The organism is Meridianimarinicoccus sp. MJW13, assembly GCF_014901205.1.
Lineage (GTDB): Bacteria > Pseudomonadota > Alphaproteobacteria > Rhodobacterales > Rhodobacteraceae > Meridianimarinicoccus.
The window spans coordinates 1-20358 of record NZ_JACNMU010000009.1 but is presented as its reverse complement, the minus strand read 5'-3'; the positions used below and the strand labels follow the sequence as shown (position 1 = coordinate 20358).

At 59.9% G+C, this 20358-nt stretch carries 17 protein-coding genes, 1 pseudogene and 1 other annotated feature; of the genes and pseudogenes, 6 read left to right on the top strand and 12 right to left on the bottom strand.

Going from position 1 to position 20358, the window contains the following annotated elements; genetic code table 11:
- Positions 1 to 6: 6 nt before the first annotated feature.
- From H8B03_RS15980 to H8B03_RS15965, 4 genes are read right to left on the bottom strand one after another with little or no spacing between them, the layout of a single operon-like run.
- Entirely contained in the window at positions 7 to 537 is a 531-nt protein-coding gene (locus H8B03_RS15980; RefSeq protein WP_193142895.1) for a sarcosine oxidase subunit gamma, read from the bottom strand.
- Between the two features lie 12 nt (positions 538 to 549).
- Positions 550 to 3555, bottom strand: coding sequence for a sarcosine oxidase subunit alpha (locus H8B03_RS15975; RefSeq protein ID WP_193142894.1), 3006 nt, complete (start codon positions 3553 to 3555; stop codon positions 550 to 552).
- Entirely contained in the window at positions 3552 to 3851 is a 300-nt protein-coding gene (locus H8B03_RS15970; protein ID WP_193142893.1) for a sarcosine oxidase subunit delta, read from the bottom strand. The genes H8B03_RS15975 and H8B03_RS15970 overlap by 4 nt, the downstream gene beginning before the upstream one ends.
- Positions 3852 to 3863: 12 nt before the next feature.
- Positions 3864 to 5117, bottom strand: coding sequence for a sarcosine oxidase subunit beta family protein (locus H8B03_RS15965; RefSeq protein WP_193142892.1), 1254 nt, complete (start codon positions 5115 to 5117; stop codon positions 3864 to 3866).
- Positions 5118 to 5245: 128 nt separating this feature from the next.
- Here H8B03_RS15965 and H8B03_RS15960 point away from each other — a divergent pair, with 128 nt between their 5' ends.
- Complete coding sequence (locus H8B03_RS15960) at positions 5246 to 6232, top strand: GlxA family transcriptional regulator (RefSeq protein WP_193142891.1); 987 nt, start codon at positions 5246 to 5248, stop codon at positions 6230 to 6232.
- Between the two features lie 51 nt (positions 6233 to 6283).
- Here the strand turns inward: H8B03_RS15960 and H8B03_RS15955 are convergent, their stop codons facing one another.
- From H8B03_RS15955 to H8B03_RS15930, 6 genes are all read right to left on the bottom strand, one after another.
- Positions 6284 to 7849 (bottom strand): BCCT family transporter, encoded by a 1566-nt coding sequence (locus H8B03_RS15955; RefSeq protein ID WP_193142890.1) that lies wholly within the window; start codon positions 7847 to 7849, stop codon positions 6284 to 6286.
- A gap of 73 nt (positions 7850 to 7922) precedes the next feature.
- Complete coding sequence (locus H8B03_RS15950; RefSeq protein ID WP_193142889.1) at positions 7923 to 9044, bottom strand: ABC transporter ATP-binding protein; 1122 nt, start codon at positions 9042 to 9044, stop codon at positions 7923 to 7925.
- Positions 9041 to 9838 (bottom strand): ABC transporter permease, encoded by a 798-nt coding sequence (locus H8B03_RS15945; protein WP_193142888.1) that lies wholly within the window; start codon positions 9836 to 9838, stop codon positions 9041 to 9043. Before H8B03_RS15945 ends, H8B03_RS15950 begins: the two co-directional genes overlap by 4 nt.
- Before the next feature lies 1 nt (position 9839).
- Positions 9840 to 10685, bottom strand: a complete 846-nt coding sequence (locus H8B03_RS15940; protein WP_193142887.1) for an ABC transporter permease — start codon at positions 10683 to 10685, stop codon at positions 9840 to 9842.
- 75 nt (positions 10686 to 10760) lie between these two features.
- Positions 10761 to 11879, bottom strand: coding sequence for a spermidine/putrescine ABC transporter substrate-binding protein (locus H8B03_RS15935; protein ID WP_193142886.1), 1119 nt, complete (start codon positions 11877 to 11879; stop codon positions 10761 to 10763).
- A 63-nt stretch (positions 11880 to 11942) separates the two neighbouring features.
- The gene (locus H8B03_RS15930; protein ID WP_193142885.1) at positions 11943 to 12725 is read right to left on the bottom strand and encodes a creatininase; all 783 of its coding nucleotides are present in this window, start codon (positions 12723 to 12725) and stop codon (positions 11943 to 11945) included.
- 94 nt (positions 12726 to 12819) lie between these two features.
- Here H8B03_RS15930 and H8B03_RS15925 point away from each other — a divergent pair, with 94 nt between their 5' ends.
- The 4 genes from H8B03_RS15925 to H8B03_RS15910 all read left to right on the top strand — a co-directional run bounded on the left by H8B03_RS15925 (position 12820) and on the right by H8B03_RS15910 (position 15620).
- Positions 12820 to 13716, top strand: a complete 897-nt coding sequence (locus tag H8B03_RS15925) for a LysR substrate-binding domain-containing protein (RefSeq protein WP_193142884.1) — start codon at positions 12820 to 12822, stop codon at positions 13714 to 13716.
- Positions 13717 to 13833: 117 nt separating this feature from the next.
- Positions 13834 to 15045 (top strand): M24 family metallopeptidase, encoded by a 1212-nt coding sequence (locus H8B03_RS15920; RefSeq protein ID WP_193142883.1) that lies wholly within the window; start codon positions 13834 to 13836, stop codon positions 15043 to 15045.
- 19 nt (positions 15046 to 15064) lie between these two features.
- Positions 15065 to 15211: a hypothetical protein gene (locus tag H8B03_RS15915; protein ID WP_193142882.1), complete on the top strand. Its 147-nt coding sequence runs from the start codon at positions 15065 to 15067 to the stop codon at positions 15209 to 15211.
- A gap of 106 nt (positions 15212 to 15317) precedes the next feature.
- Positions 15318 to 15620 carry a hypothetical protein gene (locus H8B03_RS15910; RefSeq protein ID WP_226926021.1) on the top strand — a complete coding sequence of 101 codons (303 nt, stop codon included), beginning with the start codon at positions 15318 to 15320 and terminating at the stop codon, positions 15618 to 15620.
- A 442-nt stretch (positions 15621 to 16062) separates the two neighbouring features.
- Here H8B03_RS15910 and H8B03_RS15905 read toward each other — a convergent pair whose 3' ends face one another.
- Both H8B03_RS15905 and H8B03_RS15900 read right to left on the bottom strand, forming a co-directional pair.
- Complete coding sequence (locus H8B03_RS15905; protein WP_226926020.1) at positions 16063 to 17640, bottom strand: DUF1254 domain-containing protein; 1578 nt, start codon at positions 17638 to 17640, stop codon at positions 16063 to 16065.
- Between the two features lie 76 nt (positions 17641 to 17716).
- Entirely contained in the window at positions 17717 to 18334 is a 618-nt protein-coding gene (locus H8B03_RS15900; RefSeq protein WP_193142881.1) for a TetR/AcrR family transcriptional regulator, read from the bottom strand.
- 532 nt (positions 18335 to 18866) lie between these two features.
- On the opposite strand from H8B03_RS15900, the pseudogene H8B03_RS15895 reads away from it, so the two are divergent.
- A pseudogene (locus H8B03_RS15895) lies at positions 18867 to 20085 on the top strand (IS3 family transposase).
- Positions 19154 to 19254 (top strand) — a sequence feature (AL1L pseudoknot). It overlaps the preceding pseudogene by 101 nt.
- Positions 20086 to 20358 lie beyond the last annotated feature (273 nt).

Sequence of the window (20358 nt, the reverse complement as noted above, 5' to 3'; positions counted from 1 at the left end):
GGGCCGTCAAAGACCCAGGGCAAGCTCTCGGGTGGCGACTTCGAGCAGACCGTGAACATGCGGGAAATAGGACCGCCAAACCTCAAGGCGGAACGCGTCCTCGCCATCGCGGATCAGCGTGACCTGCGCATAGTCGAAAACGGTGCGCTTGGCGCCGCCGACGGGAATGCGCGACAGGTCCAGCGGACAGGCCACCGACAGCAGCTCAGCCGCAGCAGGCCCGGTGATGCCGATCGTCAACTCGCGATCGGAAATCACGACAAGGCTGTGGGGGGTGTTCGCGCGGACCTCGTCGAAGGCCGCCACGATGGCTTGCTGGTCAGCTTCTGCGGCATGCAGCAACCATTCATCCGGCCCGATGCAATAGGCGCCGCGATCGGCATTCTGTTCGCCCTGGCCGATTTTCGTCGGCAAGGAGAGACCAAATGCCTGGGAAGCGGCTGCCAGGTCGCTGGGCGCGATGCGCAGGTTGAAGCGGGCCACCGGCGGCAAAATCGTCACGGTGACGGCATCGAAAGATGTTGCGGGAGCATTCATGATCTCACCTCCTCATTCGACCTTCAGGCGGTCGCCCGCCGGGTCATAAAACACGGTGCCAGTGACCTTCGCCGGAATCGGGGTTCCGTTCGCGTCGGGGACGTAGAGCGTCTGTTCCATCCGGTCGAACCCGCCCTCGACCACTGCCATGGCGATGGAGCGGCCCAACGACTCGGACCAGTAGGACGAGGTCACATGGCCGATCATCTTCATCGGCTTGGGCTGCTTCGGATCATCGACGATCTGAGCACCTTCGATCAGCACGGTCTTGGGATCTTCCGTCAGAAGACCGATCAGCTGCTTGCGTCCGGGCGCCACGATGTCCGGCCGATCCAGCGAGCGCTTGCCAACGAAATCGGGCTTCTTCTTGCCGATGGCCCATCCGATCCCGGCATCCTGTGGGGTGACGGTGCCGTCGGTGTCCTGGCCCACGATGATGAAGCCCTTCTCGGCGCGCAGAACGTGCATGGTTTCGGTGCCATAGGGGCAGATGTCGTACTGCTGGCCCGCCTCCCAGAGCTTTTCCCAAAGCGCCTTGCCGTGACGGGCGGGCACGTTGATCTCGAAGCCCAGTTCGCCGGTAAAGCTGATCCGGAAGAGCCGCGAGGGGAAGCCCGCGACGGTGCATTCCACGACCGACATATGCGGGAATGCCTCGGCCGAGATATCCGCGCCCTCGACAAACTGCTCCAGCAGCTTGCGTGCATTGGGGCCATTCAACGCGATGGTCGCCCATTCCTCGGTCGTGGAGGTCAGCCATACCTTCAGGTCCGGCCATTCCGTCTGGAGGTAGTCCTCCATCATGTTCAGAACCCGCGGCGCGCCGCCCGTGGTGGTGGTGACATGGAACAGGTCATCGCGCATCCGGCCAATGACGCCGTCGTCGCGGATGAACCCGTCTTCGCCCAGCAACAGGCCATAGCGCGCGCGTCCGACACCCAGCTTGGTCCAGGGGTTGGTGTACATGCGGTTCATGAATTCCGTCGCATCGGGGCCAGAGACCTCGATCTTGCCGAGCGTCGAGGCGTCGAAGATGCCAAGGCTCTCTCGCGTGGACTTGCACTCACGGGCGACCGCCTTGTGCATGTCCTCGCCGGCCTGCGGGAAATACCAGGCCCGCCGCCACAGCGCGACCGGTTCGAATTCCGCGCCATGCTCTTCGGCCCAGCTGTCGATGGGCGTCTTGCGCGTGACTTCGAAATGGGCGCCCTTGTGATAGCCCGCAAAGGCACCGAAAGTGGTCGGTGTATAGGGAGGACGGAAGGTCGTCAGACCCACCTGCGGTGCTTCCTTGCCCAGGGCGTCGGATGCGATGGTCAGGCCGTTCATGTTGGACAACTTGCCCTGATCGGTCGCCATGCCGTTGGTGGTGTAGCGTTTGACGTGTTCGATGGACCGCATGCCTTCGCGCACGGCCAGGCGGATGTCCTTGGCGGTCACGTCGTTCTGGAAGTCGACAAATGCCTTCGCCTTGCCGGCGCTGCGGTCTGTCGGCAGTTCCTTTTGCGTGATGCCGGTACCGGTGCGATCCGCGGTGACCTCAAAGGCGACAACGTCCGCCTTGCCACCCAGCGACCCGATGGCCTCGGCACCGGCCTTGGCGCCATCCTCAAGCGCCGCGGCAATACCCCAAAGCCCGCGCCCCGCACCCGCGATATGCACGTCTTCGGTCTTGTGACCGGGCAGGTAGACCTTGGCCTCAGGATCCCAGTCGAGCGAGCCCTTGGTGTGCGAGAACAGGTGCAGCGAGGGCGTCCAGCCACCGCAAACCAGCACGGCATCGCACGACAGATGTGTCGCATCGCCCGCCTTGCCGTTGCTCACGGGATTGACGCGCAACGCCTTGACCCGCAGCCGGCCCTTGGTGCCGGTGGCGGTGTAGCCGAGATGTGTCTTGATCCCGCGCTTCTGCGCCTCGTCCTTCAGGGCCTGCGCAACCTCGTTGCGGGTGTCGACAATGGCAACCACCTTTGCACCGGCGTCGGCCATGTCGAAAGCGGTGTACCACGCGCTGTCATGGCTGGTCAGCACGACGGGTTCGCGGCCCACAAGCACGCCAAAACGGTTCAGGAAGGTCTGCGCTGCCCCGGCCATCATCACGCCGGGCACATCGTTGCCGTCAAAGACCATGGGGCGCTCGATAGCACCCTGGGCCAGCACGACCTCTTTCGCGCGCAGCCGCCACATGCGTTCGCGGGGCGCCCCGTCGGGCACATCCGCGATGTGGTCGGTCAGTTTTTGCACGAGACCGATCATGTTCTGGTGGTAATAGCCGATCGCCGTGGTGCGCGTCATGCGCGTGACATTCGGCAGGCGGTCCAGCTCTGCCATGGCCCCTTCGAGCCACTCCCAGGCGGGCTGACCGTCGATGGAAACCGAGGGCTCCGACAGAAGCGTGCCGCCCATCTCGGAGTTCTCATCCACCAGAACGACCTTGGAACCGGCACGTCCGGCAGCCAGCGCGGCAGCAATGCCGGACGGGCCGGAACCGATGATCAGAACGTCGCAGTGCAGATAGCGGCTTGCGTAGATGTCGGGATCGACATGCGTGGGCGCCTTGCCCAGACCGGCGGCCTTGCGGATGATCGGCTCATAGACGCTGTCCCAGAAGCTGCGGGGCCACATGAACGTCTTGTAATAGAAACCGGCCGAGAACAGCATGTAGAGCCGGTCGTTGATCGCACCGAGATCGAACTTGAGGCTTGGCCACTTGTTCTGGCTTTCGGCCGTCAGACCCGGATAGATCTCCTGCATCGTGGCGCGGGTGTTCGGCTCGAACCGGCCCTCGCCGGCACGCGTGGTGCCGATCAGTGCGTTTGGCTCTTCCGAGCTGGCAGTCACGACGCCGCGCGGACGGTGGTACTTGAAGCTGCGCCCCATCAGGTGCACGCCATTGGCCAGCAGCGCCGACGCAACGGTATCACCTTCGAACCCCTGGTAGGTCTGGCTGTCAAAAGTGAACGTGACGGGTTTGCCGGTGTTCACACGGCCTCGGCCGTTTACACGATACGTGGTCATACTGCGGCCTCCAGGTCGGTGGTATCAGGGCGGGCCTCGCCGGCCTTGTAGGTGGTCAGGAAGCGGTCGCTTACCGTGTCACGCAGGGCATTGAAGAAACGGCCGCAGCCGTTGATGTGCCGCCAGCGCTCTGCGTGAACGCCCTTGACGTTGGTGCGGATGAACAGGAAATCGCGCCATTCTTCGTCACTGAGCTTCGAGGGATCTTCGGGACGCGCGATATGGGCTTCGCCGGCATAGGCGAATTCCAGTTCGGGAAGCGTGTCGTCGCAATAGGGGCAATGGATCAATAGCATGGTCTTGTCTCCTCAGTGCGCAACGGCGGCAGCGGCGGCTTCGTCGATCAGCCGGCCCGTGGTGAATCGTTCAAGCGTGAAGGGGGCGTTGATCGGGTGCGGCTCGTCCTTGGCCACGGTCCAGGCCAGCGTATGCGCCGCCCCCGGTGTCGCCTTGAACCCGCCGGTGCCCCAGCCGCAGTTGACATACAGTCCCTTGACCGGCGTCTTGCCCAGAATGGCCGAGCGGTCCGGCGTGACATCGACGATGCCGCCCCATTTGCGCAGCATCCGCATCCGGTTGAAGATCGGGAAGACCTCGCAGATCGCCGCGACCGTATGTTCGATCAGCGGCAAGCCGCCGCGCTGCGAATAGCTGGTGTACTGGTCGGTCCCCGAGCCAATCACCAGTTCGCCCTTGTCGGACTGGCTGATATAGGCGTGCACGGTGTTCGACATCACGACGCAGGGGAAGACCGGCTTGATCGGCTCGGACACCAGCGCCTGCAGCGGGTAGCTTTCCAGCGGCATCCGCACGCCCGCGCTGTCCATCACCACGCTGGTGTGACCGGCAGCAGAAACCGCGACCTTCTTGGCCTTGATGAACCCCTTGGCGGTTTCGACACCTTCGACCGACCCATCGGCCCCGCGGCGGATCGAAATGACCGGGCAGTTCTGGATGATATCGACGCCGCGCTTGGCGGCCGCGCGTGCATATCCCCAGGCGACCGCATCGTGGCGCGCGGTGCCCGCACGCTTTTGCAGGGCGGCGCCCATGACGGGATAGCGTGCATCCGGAGAGATGTTGAGCGGCGGGCAGAATTCCTTGGCCTGCTGGGGGTTCAGCCACTGGTTGTCGACGCCGTTCAGCCGGTTGGCGTGGATGTGACGCTGGAAGGACTGCACATCATGTACGTTGTGCGCCAGCATCATGACGCCGCGCTTGGAATACATCACGTTGTAATTCAGCTCGGTCGACAGGTTCTCCCACAGATCGAGCGCGTGATCGTAGAGTTTCGCACTTTCGTCATAGAGATAGTTCGAGCGGATGATCGTGGTGTTGCGGCCCGTGTTGCCGCCCCCCAGCCAGCCTTTTTCGATGACGGCGACATTGGTGATGCCATGTTCCTTGGCAAGGTAATACGCCGCGCCAAGGCCATGCCCACCGGCACCGACGATGATGACATCGTATTCGTCCTTGGGCTGTTTGTCCGGCCATTGCTCGGGCCAGTTCTTGTGGCCTGTCAGCGCGTTCTTGAGCAGCGAAAAGCCGGAAAAGTGGGTCATTTGCGAAGCCTCGAATGTCTAGGGAAGCGGTCTAGCCAAGCATGTCTCATGCCCTGCGGGAAAATCATTGTATGATTGCGCCGGGTGCGTGGTATATTTGCGCCAATACCCTTGCCGGAAAGACTGACATGACCACCAAACCCGTGCTGAAAATCGGCTTCATTCTTGCCCGCCGATTCACCTTGTCTGCTTTGGCAAATTTCGTGGACGTTCTGCGGCTGGCAGCGGATGAAGGCGATCGGTCGCGACCGATCCGGTGTTCCTGGCGCATTGTCTCGGCAACAATGAATCCGGTGGTCTCGAGCTGCGGCATCCCGGTGCAGCCCGATGAGCGCCTCGGCGACCCGCGCGAGTTCGACTATGTGGTCGTGGTAGGCGGGCTGATACCGGCAATCCAGGATCTCAACCCGGACTATCTGGTGTATCTCAAGCGCGTGGCACAGGCCAATGTTCCGATTGTCGGTGTCTGTACCGGCGCGTTCATCCTGCACAAGGCAGGCCTGATGGACGGCTACCGCTGTTGTGTCAGCTGGTTCCACCACAATGATTTCCTGGAACAATTCGAAGGGCTCATTCCGATATCCGACCAGATCTACGTTGTTGATCGTGATCGATTGACCTGTTCCGGGGGGGCAAGCTCTGCCCATCTGGCGGCTTTTCTGGTGGATCGGCACATCGGGCAGGCTGCGGCAAGAAAAAGCCTGAACATCATGATCATCGACGAAGCCCAGACATCTGAAAACCCGCAGCCGGGCCTGCCGCTTGAATACAACACGTCGGACATTTTGGTGCGCAAAGCCCTGCATCTGATTCGGCAGAATGTGGCAACGCCATTGACTGTCGGGGAATTGTCCACACGGTTGAAGGTTAGCAGACGCCGGCTTGAACGTCACTTCGGCGAGGCGCTGAAACTCTCGCCGGCCGAGGCCGGTCTATCGGTCCGGCTGAATGTCGCGCGCCACCTGCTGAGCGAAACAGACCGGTCCGTGACGGACATCGCGACGGCAACCGGATTTTGCGACGCCTCGCATTTCGGGAAGGTGTTTCGCACCCGCGAGGGACTCCCGCCCGAGGCCTGGCGGCAAAATCTGGCGCAAGTCGGTCAGGAAACGTAAAACGGGCGAGCGCCGTGGCGCCCGCCCGTTCTGGAAGTCCGTTCAGATCGTCTAGCTGACGTCGGAAGCGTCGCTGCTCGAATGCTCCTGTGACAGGCAGCGCACGATGGCCACACACATCAGCACCATGATGATCGAGAACGGCAGTGCCGCAATGATGGCTGCGGTCTGCAAGGTGCTGAGCGCCGCGCTGCCTCCGGCCACCAGCAGAACCGCCGCGACCACGCCCTCGAACGAGCCCCAGATCAAGCGGTGACGATACATCGGGTGTTCGTTGCCCTCGCTGAGGATCGTCGCCACAACCAATGTGCCCGAGTCCGACGAGGTCACGAAATAGGTTGTCACAAGGATCGTGCCAAGCACGCCGGCCACAACACCGATTACGCCCACATCCATCGCTTCGAACGTCGCGAAAAGCGCCATCGAAACGTTGCTGCTCACGGCATCGGACACGCCGCCGGGACCGAAAAGCTCCGCCCAGAGCGCGGTTCCGCCATAGGCCACAATCCAGACAAAGGACAGCAGGGACGAAACACCGACAACTCCGAAGATGAACTCACGAACCGTTCTGCCCCGCGAAACGCGCGCGACGAAGACCCCGACGAACGGCGCCCAGGAGATCCACCAGCCCCAGTAGAAGGTCGTCCACCAGCCCTGCCACATATCGCTCCAGCGCGTGGCCTCGTTCGGGACGCCTTCGATATAGACGTTGAACTTGAACAGGTTCATCAGGTAGGAAACCGTGGCTTCTCCGAGGCTTACCAGCAGATAGCGCGTCGGCCCCCAGGCGAAGAAGAAGACCAGCAGCACGATCGTCAGCCACATGTTGACCTGGGACAACCACTTGATGCCCCGGTCAAGACCCGACAGAACCGAGCAGAGGGCGACACCGGTGATCGCTGCGATCAGCACGAGCTGCACGCCCTTTGTGATCGGGATACCCCAGATGTGATTCAGGCCCGCATTGATCTGGGTAACGCCCAGGCCAAGAGACGTCGCGATGCCGAAGATGGTTGCGAAAACCGCGATCACGTCGATCACAACGCCCAGCTTGCCTTCCACGTGATCCCCGAACAGCGGGTAAAGCGTATAGCGGATGCCCAGCGGCTTGTTCAGCCGGTAGCTGACCAGACACAGGGCCAGCGCAACAATGCAATAGATTGCCCATGCGTTCAGACCCCAGTGGAAAAAGCTGACCTGGAGCGCCATGTCGGCCGCCTCGGCGGTTCCCGTTCCCTCTGCAAACGGCGTGCCGCCGGAATAGTGGAAGATCGGCTCTGCGATGGACCAGAAAATGATGCCAATCCCCTGCCCCGCCGCGTAGAGCATCGCGAACCAGGTGAAGTAGCTGTATTTCGGCCGCTCATCCGCGTCGCCAAGCCGGATCGCGCCATATTTGCTGACCGCGATGGCAATCAGAAAAACCAGAAAACTGCCTGACATGATAACGTACCACCAATTGAAGTAGAACGTTACGATGGTCCGGGCGGAATCGATCCACGACGCGGAATTTGTCGGGAATGCAAGAACCAGGAAAATGAACAGCAGAATGACCCCTGCTGATATCAGGGACGAGTACGGATTCACCCCCCTGAATATACCCGATCGAATAACCATTGTTTCTCCTCTAAGTAATCTTCCTGATCAGAACCGGCTCCATTCATCCCTCGGCTCTGGTTTTTCTGTCGGATCAGAGATTCTCGCCTGGCAGAATGTGGCAGCTCTCCGGCGCCCAATGAACGATGACTTTTGAGCCCGCATGCAGATTGAGCAGGGACAATTCATCATGGGACTTCTGAACCTTGAGTTCGTGACCGGTTTCCGTCTCCAGGAAGACCATGGCCGTCCCGCCGATGAACTCCTCGCCTGCCACACTGGCCAGGATACCCGGCTGGCCGCTGTCGGGCGCGCTCAACTGCATGTTCTCGGCGCTGACGATGAAGGTGACGGCTTGCCCCTGTACGGCATTGGGCAGTTCGTCCTTGGACAGACTTGTTTCACCGCCTTCGAAATCGACCTTCCAGCCGTCGGAACCGGACGGGCCGGTAATGACGCTGTCAAAGATGTTGGCCGACCCCAGAAACTCGGCAACGAACCGATTGTAGGGTTCGCGATAGATTTCCTCGGGCGTGCCGATCTGCTCGATCTGCCCGCGGCTCATGATGACCACCCGATCCGCCATCGAAAACGCTTCAGACATGGAGTGCGTCACGTAAACGAAGGTGATGCCCAGATCCTTCTGCAGATTGGACAGCACCGCTTGCATCCGCACCTTGAGGTGTGCGTCCAGCGCCGAGAGCGGCTCATCCAGCAGCAGGATCTTCGGCTCTGTCACAAGCGCGCGCGCCAGGGCCACACGTTGCTTTTGACCGCCCGACAACTGGTTGATGTTGCGGTTTGCGAACTCGGTGATCTGCATCTTCTCGAGCCATTTTTCCGCGCGCTGTCGGCGTTCTTCCTTGCCGACACCGCGCATCTTGAGCGCAAACTCGACGTTTTCCTGAACCGTCAGGAACGGGAACAGGGCCAGGGATTGCCAGACCATGGGGGTGTCCCGGTCCCAGGTGGCCTTGCCGTTGACCTTTTCCCCGTCAAGGTAGATCGCACCTTCGGTCGGGTCTTCAAGGCCGGCCAGCATGCGCAATGTCGTGGTCTTGCCGCAGCCGGAAGACCCCATGATGGCCAGGAACTCGCCGCGCCCGATTTCGAAATCGGCCTTTTCGACTGCGGTGAAATTTCCAAACCGCTTGACGACATTGTCGAACTTCACGATGGCTTCGGACTGCTGTTCCATTTCTGCGTTCACTTTCATGACTTTTTGTCCTCCGGGCTCCGCAGCAGAAGCTGGGCAAGTATGATCAGCGTCATTGAGCTGAGGAAGGCGAGGGAGCCGATGGCGTTGATGCGTGGGCTGACCTGGCCTTGCAGGAAGCCCAGAATTTTCACAGGCAGCGTTTCGTTGAGACCGGACACGAACCATGCGACGGCGAATTCATCGAAGGACACCGCCATGGTGATGAACAGCGCCGCAAAGATCGCAGGTTTGGCGAAAGGAATGATGACGTAGCGCAGGGTCTGCCACTGGTTTCCGCCCATGTTCCATGATGCGGCTTCCAGGTCAGGATCCATCTGCGACAGGCGCAGCCGGATGATGGCCATGGCAAAGGGACTGCACATCACACCATGCGCGATGATGACCGAAATCGTTGTGCCGGACAGGTTCACGCGGCTCAGGAAGGCGAGCATGGCCAACCCCATGATCACAACCGGGATGGTCGGCGGCAACATCGCCAGGGCGAGGTAGAAAGACTTGCCGGTGAAGTTGTACCGGAAGTCCGTATAGGCCCCGCCAAAGCCCAGAAGGGTCGCAATGACGGCGACCGTCAGACCCACGACCACGGTATTGGCAAAGCCCTGCCAAACCAGCGGATCCTCCCAGATCAGGCGATACCATTCGGTCGAGAACTCTCCCAGCGGGAGGGACGGGAACCGGTCCGAGTTGAGCGAGAAGACGAAGCTTCCCGCGATCGGAGCGAAGATGAACAACAGGCACAGCGCGATATGCAGCTTCAGAAGTCCGTTGACGATGCGGTTTTCGTTCCCCATCTTATTTCCCCCGCTCTTTGTAGGCATAGGTGATCGCCGCGAAAGCAACCGTCAGAAGCGTGACGATCATCATGATCGCCACCACGGCGGCGCGGGGCCATTGCTGGCCGGATTTGGTGAAGTCCGTGATCATGATCGACAGGGTCGGAGGGTTGCCACCGCCCAGGTAAAGCGGGCTGACGAAGTCCCCGAAACTCAGGATGAAGGCAAACAGCGCCGCAACGACAAGGCCCACCTTGGCCGACGGCACGATGACCGCAAAGACCGTCCGCAACCGCCCGCAGCGCAGGTTGTGCGCAGCCTCGATCAGGTCGCGGTTGACGAAATTCAGGCTGAATGTCTGCAGCAGGATGACCAGGGGCAGCGTCAACGTGATCATGCCCACAATGACACCAAACGCGTTGTTCAACATCGGAAACGGGCCAAGACCCACATAACCGAAGACGGCGTTCACGATGCCCGCGTCCGACAGGAACACCTGCAACGAATAGACCCGCACAAGATAGCTGGTGAAGAACGGGATGATCAGGATGAAGATCATCCAGCGCTTGGCCTTCTCGCTCATCTTGAAGGAGATCGCATAGGACGCCGGGAAGGCGATGATACTGGTGATCGCGGCAGCAGCCGTGGCCAGGACCATGGTCCGGAAATAGGCATCCCAGAAAACGCCGCGCGTCAGAACGCGCTCCCAATTGCCGAAGTTGATATCGGGCTGCATCTGGAAGTTGCGCACGGTCCAGAAGCTGATCGCGACAAGAAACAACAGGGGAAACAGGAAGAAAGTCAACTGCCAGATCAGAAGCGGCATCGACAAGATCAGTGAAAACAGGGTTGGTCGCTTGGTCATGTCAGTTCCCATGGCTCTGCAGGCGGAACGCAGATCGGGGCGCGTTCACGTACCGCGCCCCGAAAAGAATGCGCTTTACGCGCCTTTGTAGTCGGACCAGAAGTCGTTCCAGTCTTCGAGGCTCTGCTGAACCGGAAGCTGACGATACTGGATCAGCCCTTCGCGGATCATGTCCATGGCATTGCGCTCGCCCAGCACCATGTTCTGACGCTTGGCTTCTGCGGGGTTGGTCTCGTTCAGCACTTTCCAACCGGCTTCCGACGGCACGATGGCGGGATAGGCCGCCATGTCAGCGGATTTTGCCTGGCCTTCCGGCGAGGTGATGTACTGGATCCACTTCTTGGCCATCTCCTGGTTCTTGGAGCCTTTGCCGATCGAGAAGCTCTCGGTCCACTGCAGGCCGCCTTCCTTGGGAATGACGCTGCGCACCGCGCTGCCGTTCTTTTCCAGGGTGCCCGTGATCCAGTCGCCGATGCCCGCAAAGGCCAGCATCTGGCCGTTGTCGAGCGACGAGAAGGTGCCGCCGTAGTCAAAGAAGCCACCCGCCTGACGACGCAGACCCATGGTGTGCTCTTGCACCTTTTCCCAGGCCGCTTCGTCGATGTCGTAGGGCGAGGAATTGCCCACGTGCAGGCTCATCTGACCCAGGTTGGGCAGGTGCCAGTCGAAATGGCCGAGTTTTCCGGTCAGACGCTCGTCCGCGAAAAGATCGTAGCTGGATGCTTCCTCTTCCGTGAACGCATCGGTGTTGTACGCCACACCAAGGAAGCCAAACCGGGTGATCACGGAATAGAGCTTGTCGTCCTGCCAGTGGCCCGGGAATTTCTGGAACTCGGGGAAGAAGTCGTCGAAGGCATAGTCAGCCGGGTCAAGCTCTTCGATGTATCCGGCGGCATTGAGCTGCTGAACATATTCGCCATCGGACAGGATCACGTCGAAGGTCCCGCGCGGAGATTGCGCGATCAGCCCCAGCATGTTGTCGCCGCCGGTATAGTACTTCGGCACGAACTTGACGTTGTTGGCTTCTTCGAATTCACCCACGATATCGGGCTCTGCGTGGCCGTACCAGGCGAGCATCGAAAGCTCTGTGGTCTGCGCCGCAGCGCGAATCGACAGGAATGGCGTGGTCAAAGCCGCTGCACCGGTCATTTTCAGAAGGCTGCGACGGCTGGGTCTGATCAGTTTGGATGTCATTGGGTTGCTCCTTGTTGGGGTCACATTTTTTTTACGGATCGATCAACTCGCACTTGCCGGCGCTCAAGGCTGGCCGAACTCGGCTTTAAGGGCTTTCACGATCCCCTTGGTGCAGACATCCAGAAGGATATCGCCCTTTTCGGCGGTCGCTTCCTTTGGCGAGGACAGCGTGCCACTGGCCGGCGTCCAGTCCGGTTTGGCCGGGTAGACGTCATAGGGGGGGAAGGTTGCGGGCGCGTGCTCTACCGCGTCCTGCAGGGACACGAGATCAGGGTGCAGGCGCAGCATCAGGGAAGTTTCCAGAACACCGCCATGCTCGATGTCCCAGCCAAGGAAACCGTTGGGATACAGCTTCTCGATCGAGGCCTGATCCACGAAATCCCAATAGGAAAGGACCACGACCTTGACGTCGTGGATGTCGGCCCAGCCCAGTTCGCGCAGGGCAAGGTCGATGGCTTCGGTGATGAACCAGGAGTTTTCGAAATGACCGTTGACGATGCACAGGTTGCGCACACCGTGGCGTACGAATTCCTTGACCACGTCCTTGAGCGCATTCACGAGGCTCGCGCCGTCAAGGCTGGTGGTGCCCGGAAAGAAGTTCCCGCCACCCGATTTCTGGTGTGACTTGTATCCATAGGTGAAGGGCGGCGCGACGAGAGCCCCTGCCTGTTCGGCAGCGCGACGTGCGAATTCCGTCGGCAAAAGCACATCCACATGCATCGGCATATGATGGCCGTGCTGCTCCATGGACCCGAGCGGAATTAGTATTGGCACATCCCCGTTCTGCACCCGTTTTTGATAGTCGGGCCAAGGCAATTCAGCGGCGAAAACGGTAGAATATGGCATTGAACCCCCATGGACTGTTGATCTTCAGACCCTAGGGCAGCTTGCCTTCTCTCGGAAATTCATAGTAACAATGCATGAATAAGGATTGTTTATGATGCGCAAATTCACAAACCTGCAGACCGATCTGTTGCGGACCTTCGTGACCGTGGTGGACCTGCGCAACTACACCGAAACCGGGAACGTCCTGGGACGGACCCAGCCGGCGATATCCCTGCAGATCAAGCGCCTTGAAGAAGTTGTCGGTGCGAAATTACTGGAGCACAAAGGCAAACAGGTCGAGTTGACGCCGAACGGACAGACCCTTCTGGGCTACGCCCGCGAGATGCTGCGCCTCAACGACCGGGCCGTCGCGAACCTGCAGCAGACAGCCGCCCTTGGAACGCTTCGGATCGGTCTGCCAGTCGACTATTCGATCGATTTCTTCCAAAGCATCATCGCCAGGTTCTCCCGCGAAAACCCGGCTGTTCTGCTGGACATTCGATGTCATCGAAGCCGGGAACTGCTCTCTGCCCTCCATATTGACACCCTCGACATGGCCATTGCCATCACTGACGTGATGCCGGCACCCCATGTCTCTATCTACTGGTCGGAACGTCCGGTCTGGGTCTGTGCCCGCGATCACAAGATCGACCCCGACCACCCGCTCAAGGTGATCGCCCACCCCGATGGCTGCTTCTATCGCAAGCGCATGATCGATGCCCTGAATGCCGAGGGGCGCGACTGGCGCGTGTCCTTTGAAAGCCTGGGCGTGTCAGCCCTCCAGAAGGCCGTTCTGGATGGCATGGGCGTCACCGCGCTGACCAGAAAGACCCTGCTGCCCGGCATGCGGACCCTGACCCCCAGCGATGGCTTCCCGCAATTGTCCAATATCCACATCGGGCTGTTCTACAAGCACATCAAGATGTCGGATGCGGCGCTGAAGCTGATCGAACGGATCACGGAAGACGTGTCGAGCTTCCGCCTGCCGATGCGCGCCCGCGCCGGATCTTAGGCCAACACGCAAGCCTGATATGAAATTCTTATGGTAGGATGATTGCAATTAATTTTTCGCGACGCAGCCTGACTGCTACGCATTCTGTGTCACTGATAGCAGAGAGGACTTTCGACAATGGACGACATGCTCCACGTCATGGAATGGCACAACGGCGAGAAGGAGTTTTCGCCCTTTTCGGACAACGAGATGGCCCGCCGGCAGAACGAATTGCGTGACTGGATGGGCAAGAACGACGTCGACGCGGCGCTGTTCACCTCGTACCACTGCATCAACTATTACAGCGGCTGGCTCTACTGCTATTTCGGCCGCAAGTACGGCATGGTCATCGACCAGAAGAATGCCACCACGATCTCTGCCGGCATCGATGGCGGTCAGCCTTTCCGCCGCAGCTTTGGCAACAACATCACCTACACGGACTGGCGCCGTGACAACTTCTACCGCGCGATCCAGCAACTGACCCAAGGCGCCAAGCGCGTCGGGATCGAATTCGATCACGTGTCGCTGGAATACCGGCAATTGATCCAGGACGCTCTGCCGGGCGTCGAACTGGTGGACGTCGGCCAGCCGGCCATGTGGATGCGCACGATCAAGTCGGCCGAAGAGATCAAGCTGATCAAGGAAGGCGCCCGCGTCGCCGACGTCGGCGGTGCTGCCGTGGCAAATGCCGTCAAGGCAGGTGTCCCCGAGCACGAAGTCGCCATCGCCGGGACCAACGCGATGATCCGCGAGATCGCAAACTCCTTCCCCTTTGTGGAACTGATGGACACGTGGACCTGGTTCCAGTCGGGCATCAACACCGACGGCGCGCACAACCCCGTGACCAACAAGAAGGTGCAGTCCGGCGAGATCCTCAGCCTCAACACTTTCCCGATGATCTTCGGGTATTACACCGCCCTGGAACGCACCCTGTTCTGCGACCACGTGGATGATGCCAGCCTCGACATCTGGGAAAAGAACGTGAAGGTGCACGAGCGTGGACTTGAACTGATCAAGCCCGGCGCCCGCTGCATGGACATCGCGATTGAACTCAACGAGATGTACCGCGAATGGGATCTGCTGAAGTATCGTTCGTTCGGTTACGGGCACAGCTTCGGCGTTCTGAGCCACTACTATGGCCGCGAGGCCGGTGTCGAACTTCGCGAAGACATCGAAACGGTGCTCAAGCCCGGAATGGTCGTTTCCATGGAGCCCATGGTCATGATCCCCGAAGGACAGCCCGGCGCTGGCGGCTACCGCGAGCATGACATTCTGGTCATCGAAGAGGACAAGGTCGAGAACATCACCGGCTTCCCCTTCGGCCCCGAGCACAACGTCATCAAGAACTAAGGTCAGTTCATTCTCGGTAGTGAACAACCTGGTCACGATCAGCGCCTTGATGGCGCTGGTCGTAGCGGTGGCCCTGCTGTCGCGTGCAACCCAACAGCGCGGTTACACCGCGTTTGCACGCGGGGCGGGCGTACCGATCTTCTTTCAAATGAACAGCAGCGACTGATCCATTGCAGGCATGAGTGTCGGCGATACGGTCGCATGGGCGGTCACCATCGATTTGCGTGTGGCCGGGAAAACCCCACCAAACAAGTGACCCAACTGGCAGCTGGGTGTTTCTCCATCAGTGTATCGGTCAGGGCGGGTACCTGTTTGGCGCGACGCTGCACTACAAGGTGAATGCCAGTACCTCGGCCCGGATGAGCGGGCGGCTGGTGCTGAATGGGGCGACCGAGATCAAGGGATCATATGGCGAGGTTTTCGGGACGCATGTGTCGGGGGCTACTGCGCTCTGGTTGCAGACGATGGTCGAATTAGCGGCCGGCGATACCGTCGAGCTCCAGGGATACTTCCGGGTCGCGGATGGCTACCTCGCTGCCGACCACACGTCCTTCTGGGGTGCGAAGGTAGGGTGACGGACGGGAAGCACTCGGCCTGCTACCAATGAGCGACACTGAGCCCAATCATCCAACTTTGACCTTCATTGCAGGAGTACGATGGGTTGATCCGGCACCGCGGCATTGTGCAGGAAGGGCGGAGAGCGGGCTTTCTCTGCAGGCGCGAACCGCTCATGGATTATCGTCAAAAGCCGACATCCACATTCGCCTGAGTCCGAGATGCTCACTGCGCTGCCGCAAGTCGGCTCGGAGCCCGCCATACCAAATGCTGCACCTTGCAACGCAGGCTGCTATGCCGACTTCGGCGCAGTCGAGTAATCTCAACCTTTGTGGGCGCCGATTTCAGAAAGCAGGACGGGACGTGTCTTCGTTGCGACCGGTGCAGAGATAGATATCATCGCGCCATTCTGACCCAAGTGGGCTGTTGGAAGCAGCGACAGGCTGCTTCCAACATTTTCGATCACTTCGCTTCTTCTTTAGCGCCACAAGCACAGTCGTTTGCACTGCTGGCAAAATCGATCAACACGATCTCGCCTGGCCGCCAGGTCTGGTCGAACCAGGACTCGAGCGGGCCATACAGGCGGAAGATCGTGTTCCAGCCCTTGCCGGGAACGGTCTGGACCCAATTGCTTTCCTTGCCCTTCGGGGCCTCCGGCGCAAAGTAGATGTCGTAGGAGCCGTCGTCATTCTGGGCGACGCTCGTGTCGTTGCTGCCGATCCCAGGGAACTGGGCGTCGGTCTGCAACATCGATCGGGTCTGGTTGTCATAGAGCGTGAACGACCAGAAATCCTTGGCCGGCACGTCCTTTGGCACATTCACCTTGTAGGTCCTCGCACCATCCAGCGGGTTGCCCTTGGAATCGAGATAGGTGAAGGCATATTGCGAACCTTTGCCGACCTTCTTGAGGGCCATCGCAGGCGTGATCCCGGTCGCGTAGAAATGGAAGCCCGCGCGGATGTCGTGCAGGGTCACACCGTCCAGCTCCCATGTGTAGGCGCTGCCCGGGAACGCCGTCAGCCAGTAGCTCTCACCGGGATACCAGTAGAACCGCTCGTCGCGCGGCTTGGAGACGATGGTCTTAACGGTGACCGAGCCGGCGCTTGCTGCGGCCTTGAGGATCGCCTGCATCCGCTCATCGGGCGCAAATTCCTGTCCCTTGACGATCCCGATCGCCGCGAGGTGCCCAAGAAGCTCGGGACGTTCGCCCATCAAGGGTTCGGCCTGAACAACGTCGTTGATCTCGTGGAAGATATTCTCGTCCATCCGGTGGATCGTGTTCATAAACTGACCAGACGCATTCACGAAGGTCATTTCCGGCGGGGTCTCCGCCTGGGAGAGCGGATAAATCTTGAACTTCTCCTTGGTGTTGTTGACCGCGTCATCCGTCGAGCCATCCTTCTGATACCCGCGCCAGATCACCCAGTTGCCATAGGTGGAGGTCGGCGCAACGTGGTAGCCTTCGGGAACATCGCCCTCGTAACCCGGCGGCAGGACAAGGAACTTGCCGCCCTTGCCTTCATCCGGTCCCAGGTTTCCGAAATCGATCACATAGCGGAACCAGTGATCGTTGATGAACCCGAGCACGTTGGGCGGTGTCTCGATCACCATCGGTTCGTCGCCCATCTCCAGCCAGGAGAACATGTAAACGCTGGTGGTGTTGGCGGTCAGGAACAGGGCTTTCGAATCCATCAGCCCCTCGAACAGAACGGCCGTCGTGTTCGCCGGACCAAATTCCAGGATGCCTTTGCGGATTGCGTCCATCGAGGCAATCTTGGTGCCATCAAGAAAGGCTTGGTAGGCGTGGGTGAAGTCCAGCAGGTTGTACACCTTCTGTGCGGACTCCACGTCCGGCACGCCGTCAAAGAAGTTCAGAGCTCCCACGCGGGTCTGGATGTTGTCCGGTGTAGTTATGCCTTCCGGTATCTCCGTTGTCATCTCCATTGCCGGCACTTCCTGAGCCGCCAGCGGAGAGACCCAGAGCCCCCCAGCCATCGTGGCAATTCCGGCTGTGGTAGCCAGTGCCCTTGTGGAAATCATCTTTCGGCCTCCCTTTTTTCGTTTGGCGCAAGCATGCCCTTTTTCAAAAGCACATCTGCCCTTGCGGAATTGGTCGCTATCGTCCGATTTGTTCAATCGATGCGGCTGCGTCGAATGGGTACAGCGTCGAGAGCCAAACTCGCATGATTGCCGAAAGCACCACGTCTTTCGGGGCTTTCTCGCCAGAACCAAACGCCTGAATGAGCATGCCGGCGTCCATTCTATTCAATGCGCGCGCAACCGGCAGCGGTTCAAAGTCTGGCGTAAGGCCCGCAGCCTGATCCTGTGCAATGCGGGCCGAAACCACTTCATCAAACGATCCCAGGAACATCTCCCAGACACGTTCCAGTCGGGCATCACCCGGCGCGGCATCCGCAACGGCTTTCAGGATCGGGCCATGCTGGTGGGCGACATCGACCAGGGTTGTCAGGCTCTGCCGCAGGCCCCCAACCGCATCCCCCTCATTGGAGAGCCAGGCACGCGCCCCTTCGACGATCCCGACTTTCACTTCGTCCAGAAGCGTTTCCATGAATCCGTGGAGATCGTTGAAATAGAGATAGAAGGTGGGGCGACTGTACTCTGTCGTTGCCATGAGACCGCCGACGGTGAGATCGCGAAATGGCCGGGTTTCCAGGAATACGGATCCTGCATCGAGAATGGCGGACCGCGTTATCGCGGCCTTGCTCGGCGGCATGGGCCGAACGCTCTTGGACGCTGAATCGGTGGCGAACGTATCTGACATCCCGTCACTAAATCTGACAGAGCGTCAGAAGTCGAGAGTATTCCTTGCAACTCTTTCGGGATGTCTTTTGCCCGGAGCCCTGTATGAACCTCCGTTCGCTTGTACATTCGCTTCCGGTTTCACCGAGAATTGGAGCAAACCTCTTGGAATCGGAAATTCACCAATACACCGTCAATGCTGGCTATGCGCGGGTTGCCGTTGCTAGCGGTGATTGATCGAAGGACGGCAAGGTCCGCGATCTGAGCGTCGACCCAATCCGGGTGTTGCGCTTGCAGCGAAAGGCGGCTTCGACGGGCCGCACTGCAGCAATATGCAAGGTTGCCGAGGTCGGGATTGGGCCGCTCACGTGGTTGCCGATGCGCCCCATTGGGCAAGCGATCCGTACTCCTCCGTGTCCGCTTTGAGTCGTTCTGACTCGATGTGGCCGGTCGCATTGAACCGCCCCGGGTTTACCGGAGAGTAAAACACTCAAAGGATGAGCCCTATGACGACAAGACGATTCACCCCCGCCTATCCGGCCGAGCTTCGCGAACGCGGTGTTCGGCTGGTTCGTGAGAACCGTGCCGATTACAGCAGCGACAGCGCTGCATATCGGGCAATTGCACCGAAGTTGGGATGTTCGCCGGACAGCCTGCGCGTCTGGTGCCAGCAGGCCGAGCGTGATGCCGGTCAGCGGGCGGGGCTGACGAGTGCGGAGGAGGACAGGATCAAAGATTTGGAGCGGGAGAACCGTGAGCTTCGAACCGCCAACGAGATCCTGAAGAAGGCCAGCGCATATTTCGCGGCGGCGGAGCTCGACCGCCCGTTCAAACGATGATCACCGAGGGGCTTTTGGTGTCGGGCCGATCTGCCGGGTTTTGGGGATCGCACCATCCACGTTTTATGCGCACAAGGCCGTTGAGCGTGATCCCTTGTTGGCATCTGGTCGTGCAAAGCAGGATGCTGTTGATCGGGCCGCCATCCAGGATGCCTTCGACAACAGTCGCAAACGCTATGGCGCCTGCAAAGTCTGGCACCAGTTGCGCCGCGAAGGGCGGGACATCGCCCGCTGCACCGTGGAACGGCTGATGAAGGTTATGGGATTGCAAGGCGTTGTACGCGGCAAGAAGGTCATCACGACCAACCCCGATGCAGCGCAACCTTGCCCGGACGACAAGGTGAACCGAGCCTTCTTGGCAGCCATGCCGAACCAGCTCTGGGTTTCGGATTTCACCTACGTCTCAAGCTGGCAGGGCATGGTGTACGTCGCCTTCGTCATCGACGTCTTCGCCCGGAAGATCGTCGGCTGGCGCGTTTCGACCTCGATGACCACCGGCTTCGTCCTCGACGCACTGAACCAGGCGATCTGTCAGCGGGCGCCATCCGAAGCCGACAAGCTGATCCATCACAGCGATCGGGGCAGCCAATACCTGTCGATCCGTTACACCGAGCGTCTGGCCGAGGCCGGGAACGACACCTCGGTCGGCAGCGTCGGCGACAGCTACGACAACGCCTTGGCCGAAAGCATCATCGGTCTGTTCAAGACAGAGGTCATCAATTTCCTCGGCCCCTGGAAGTCTACCGGCCAAGTCGAATTGGAAACCCTGAAATGGGTCGACTGGTACAACACCGGCCGACTGCACAGCGCCATCGGATATCTCACCCCGCAAGAAGCAGAGGAGGATTTCCACGCAAGCTTGAACGCTGCCGAAAAAGCAGCCTGATCATTGAACCAGAAACTCTCCGGTAAACCCGGGGCGGTTCACAGTGCTGGCATCCTGCCATCGTTTGCTTGTCGCAATGAGGCACCCGAAGAAGCCGACCACGGCACATGTGCCAATCCTGGTCAGCGATTCCCACAGTTCCAAATATTGGACTCGTCCAACGTTGATGTGGCGTTGATGTAAAACGCGACATCAAAAACTTGATCGGCTGGAGCCGACTTCAAGTCTTTGATATTCTGTTAAATTTTTGGTTGCGGGGGCAGGATTTGAACC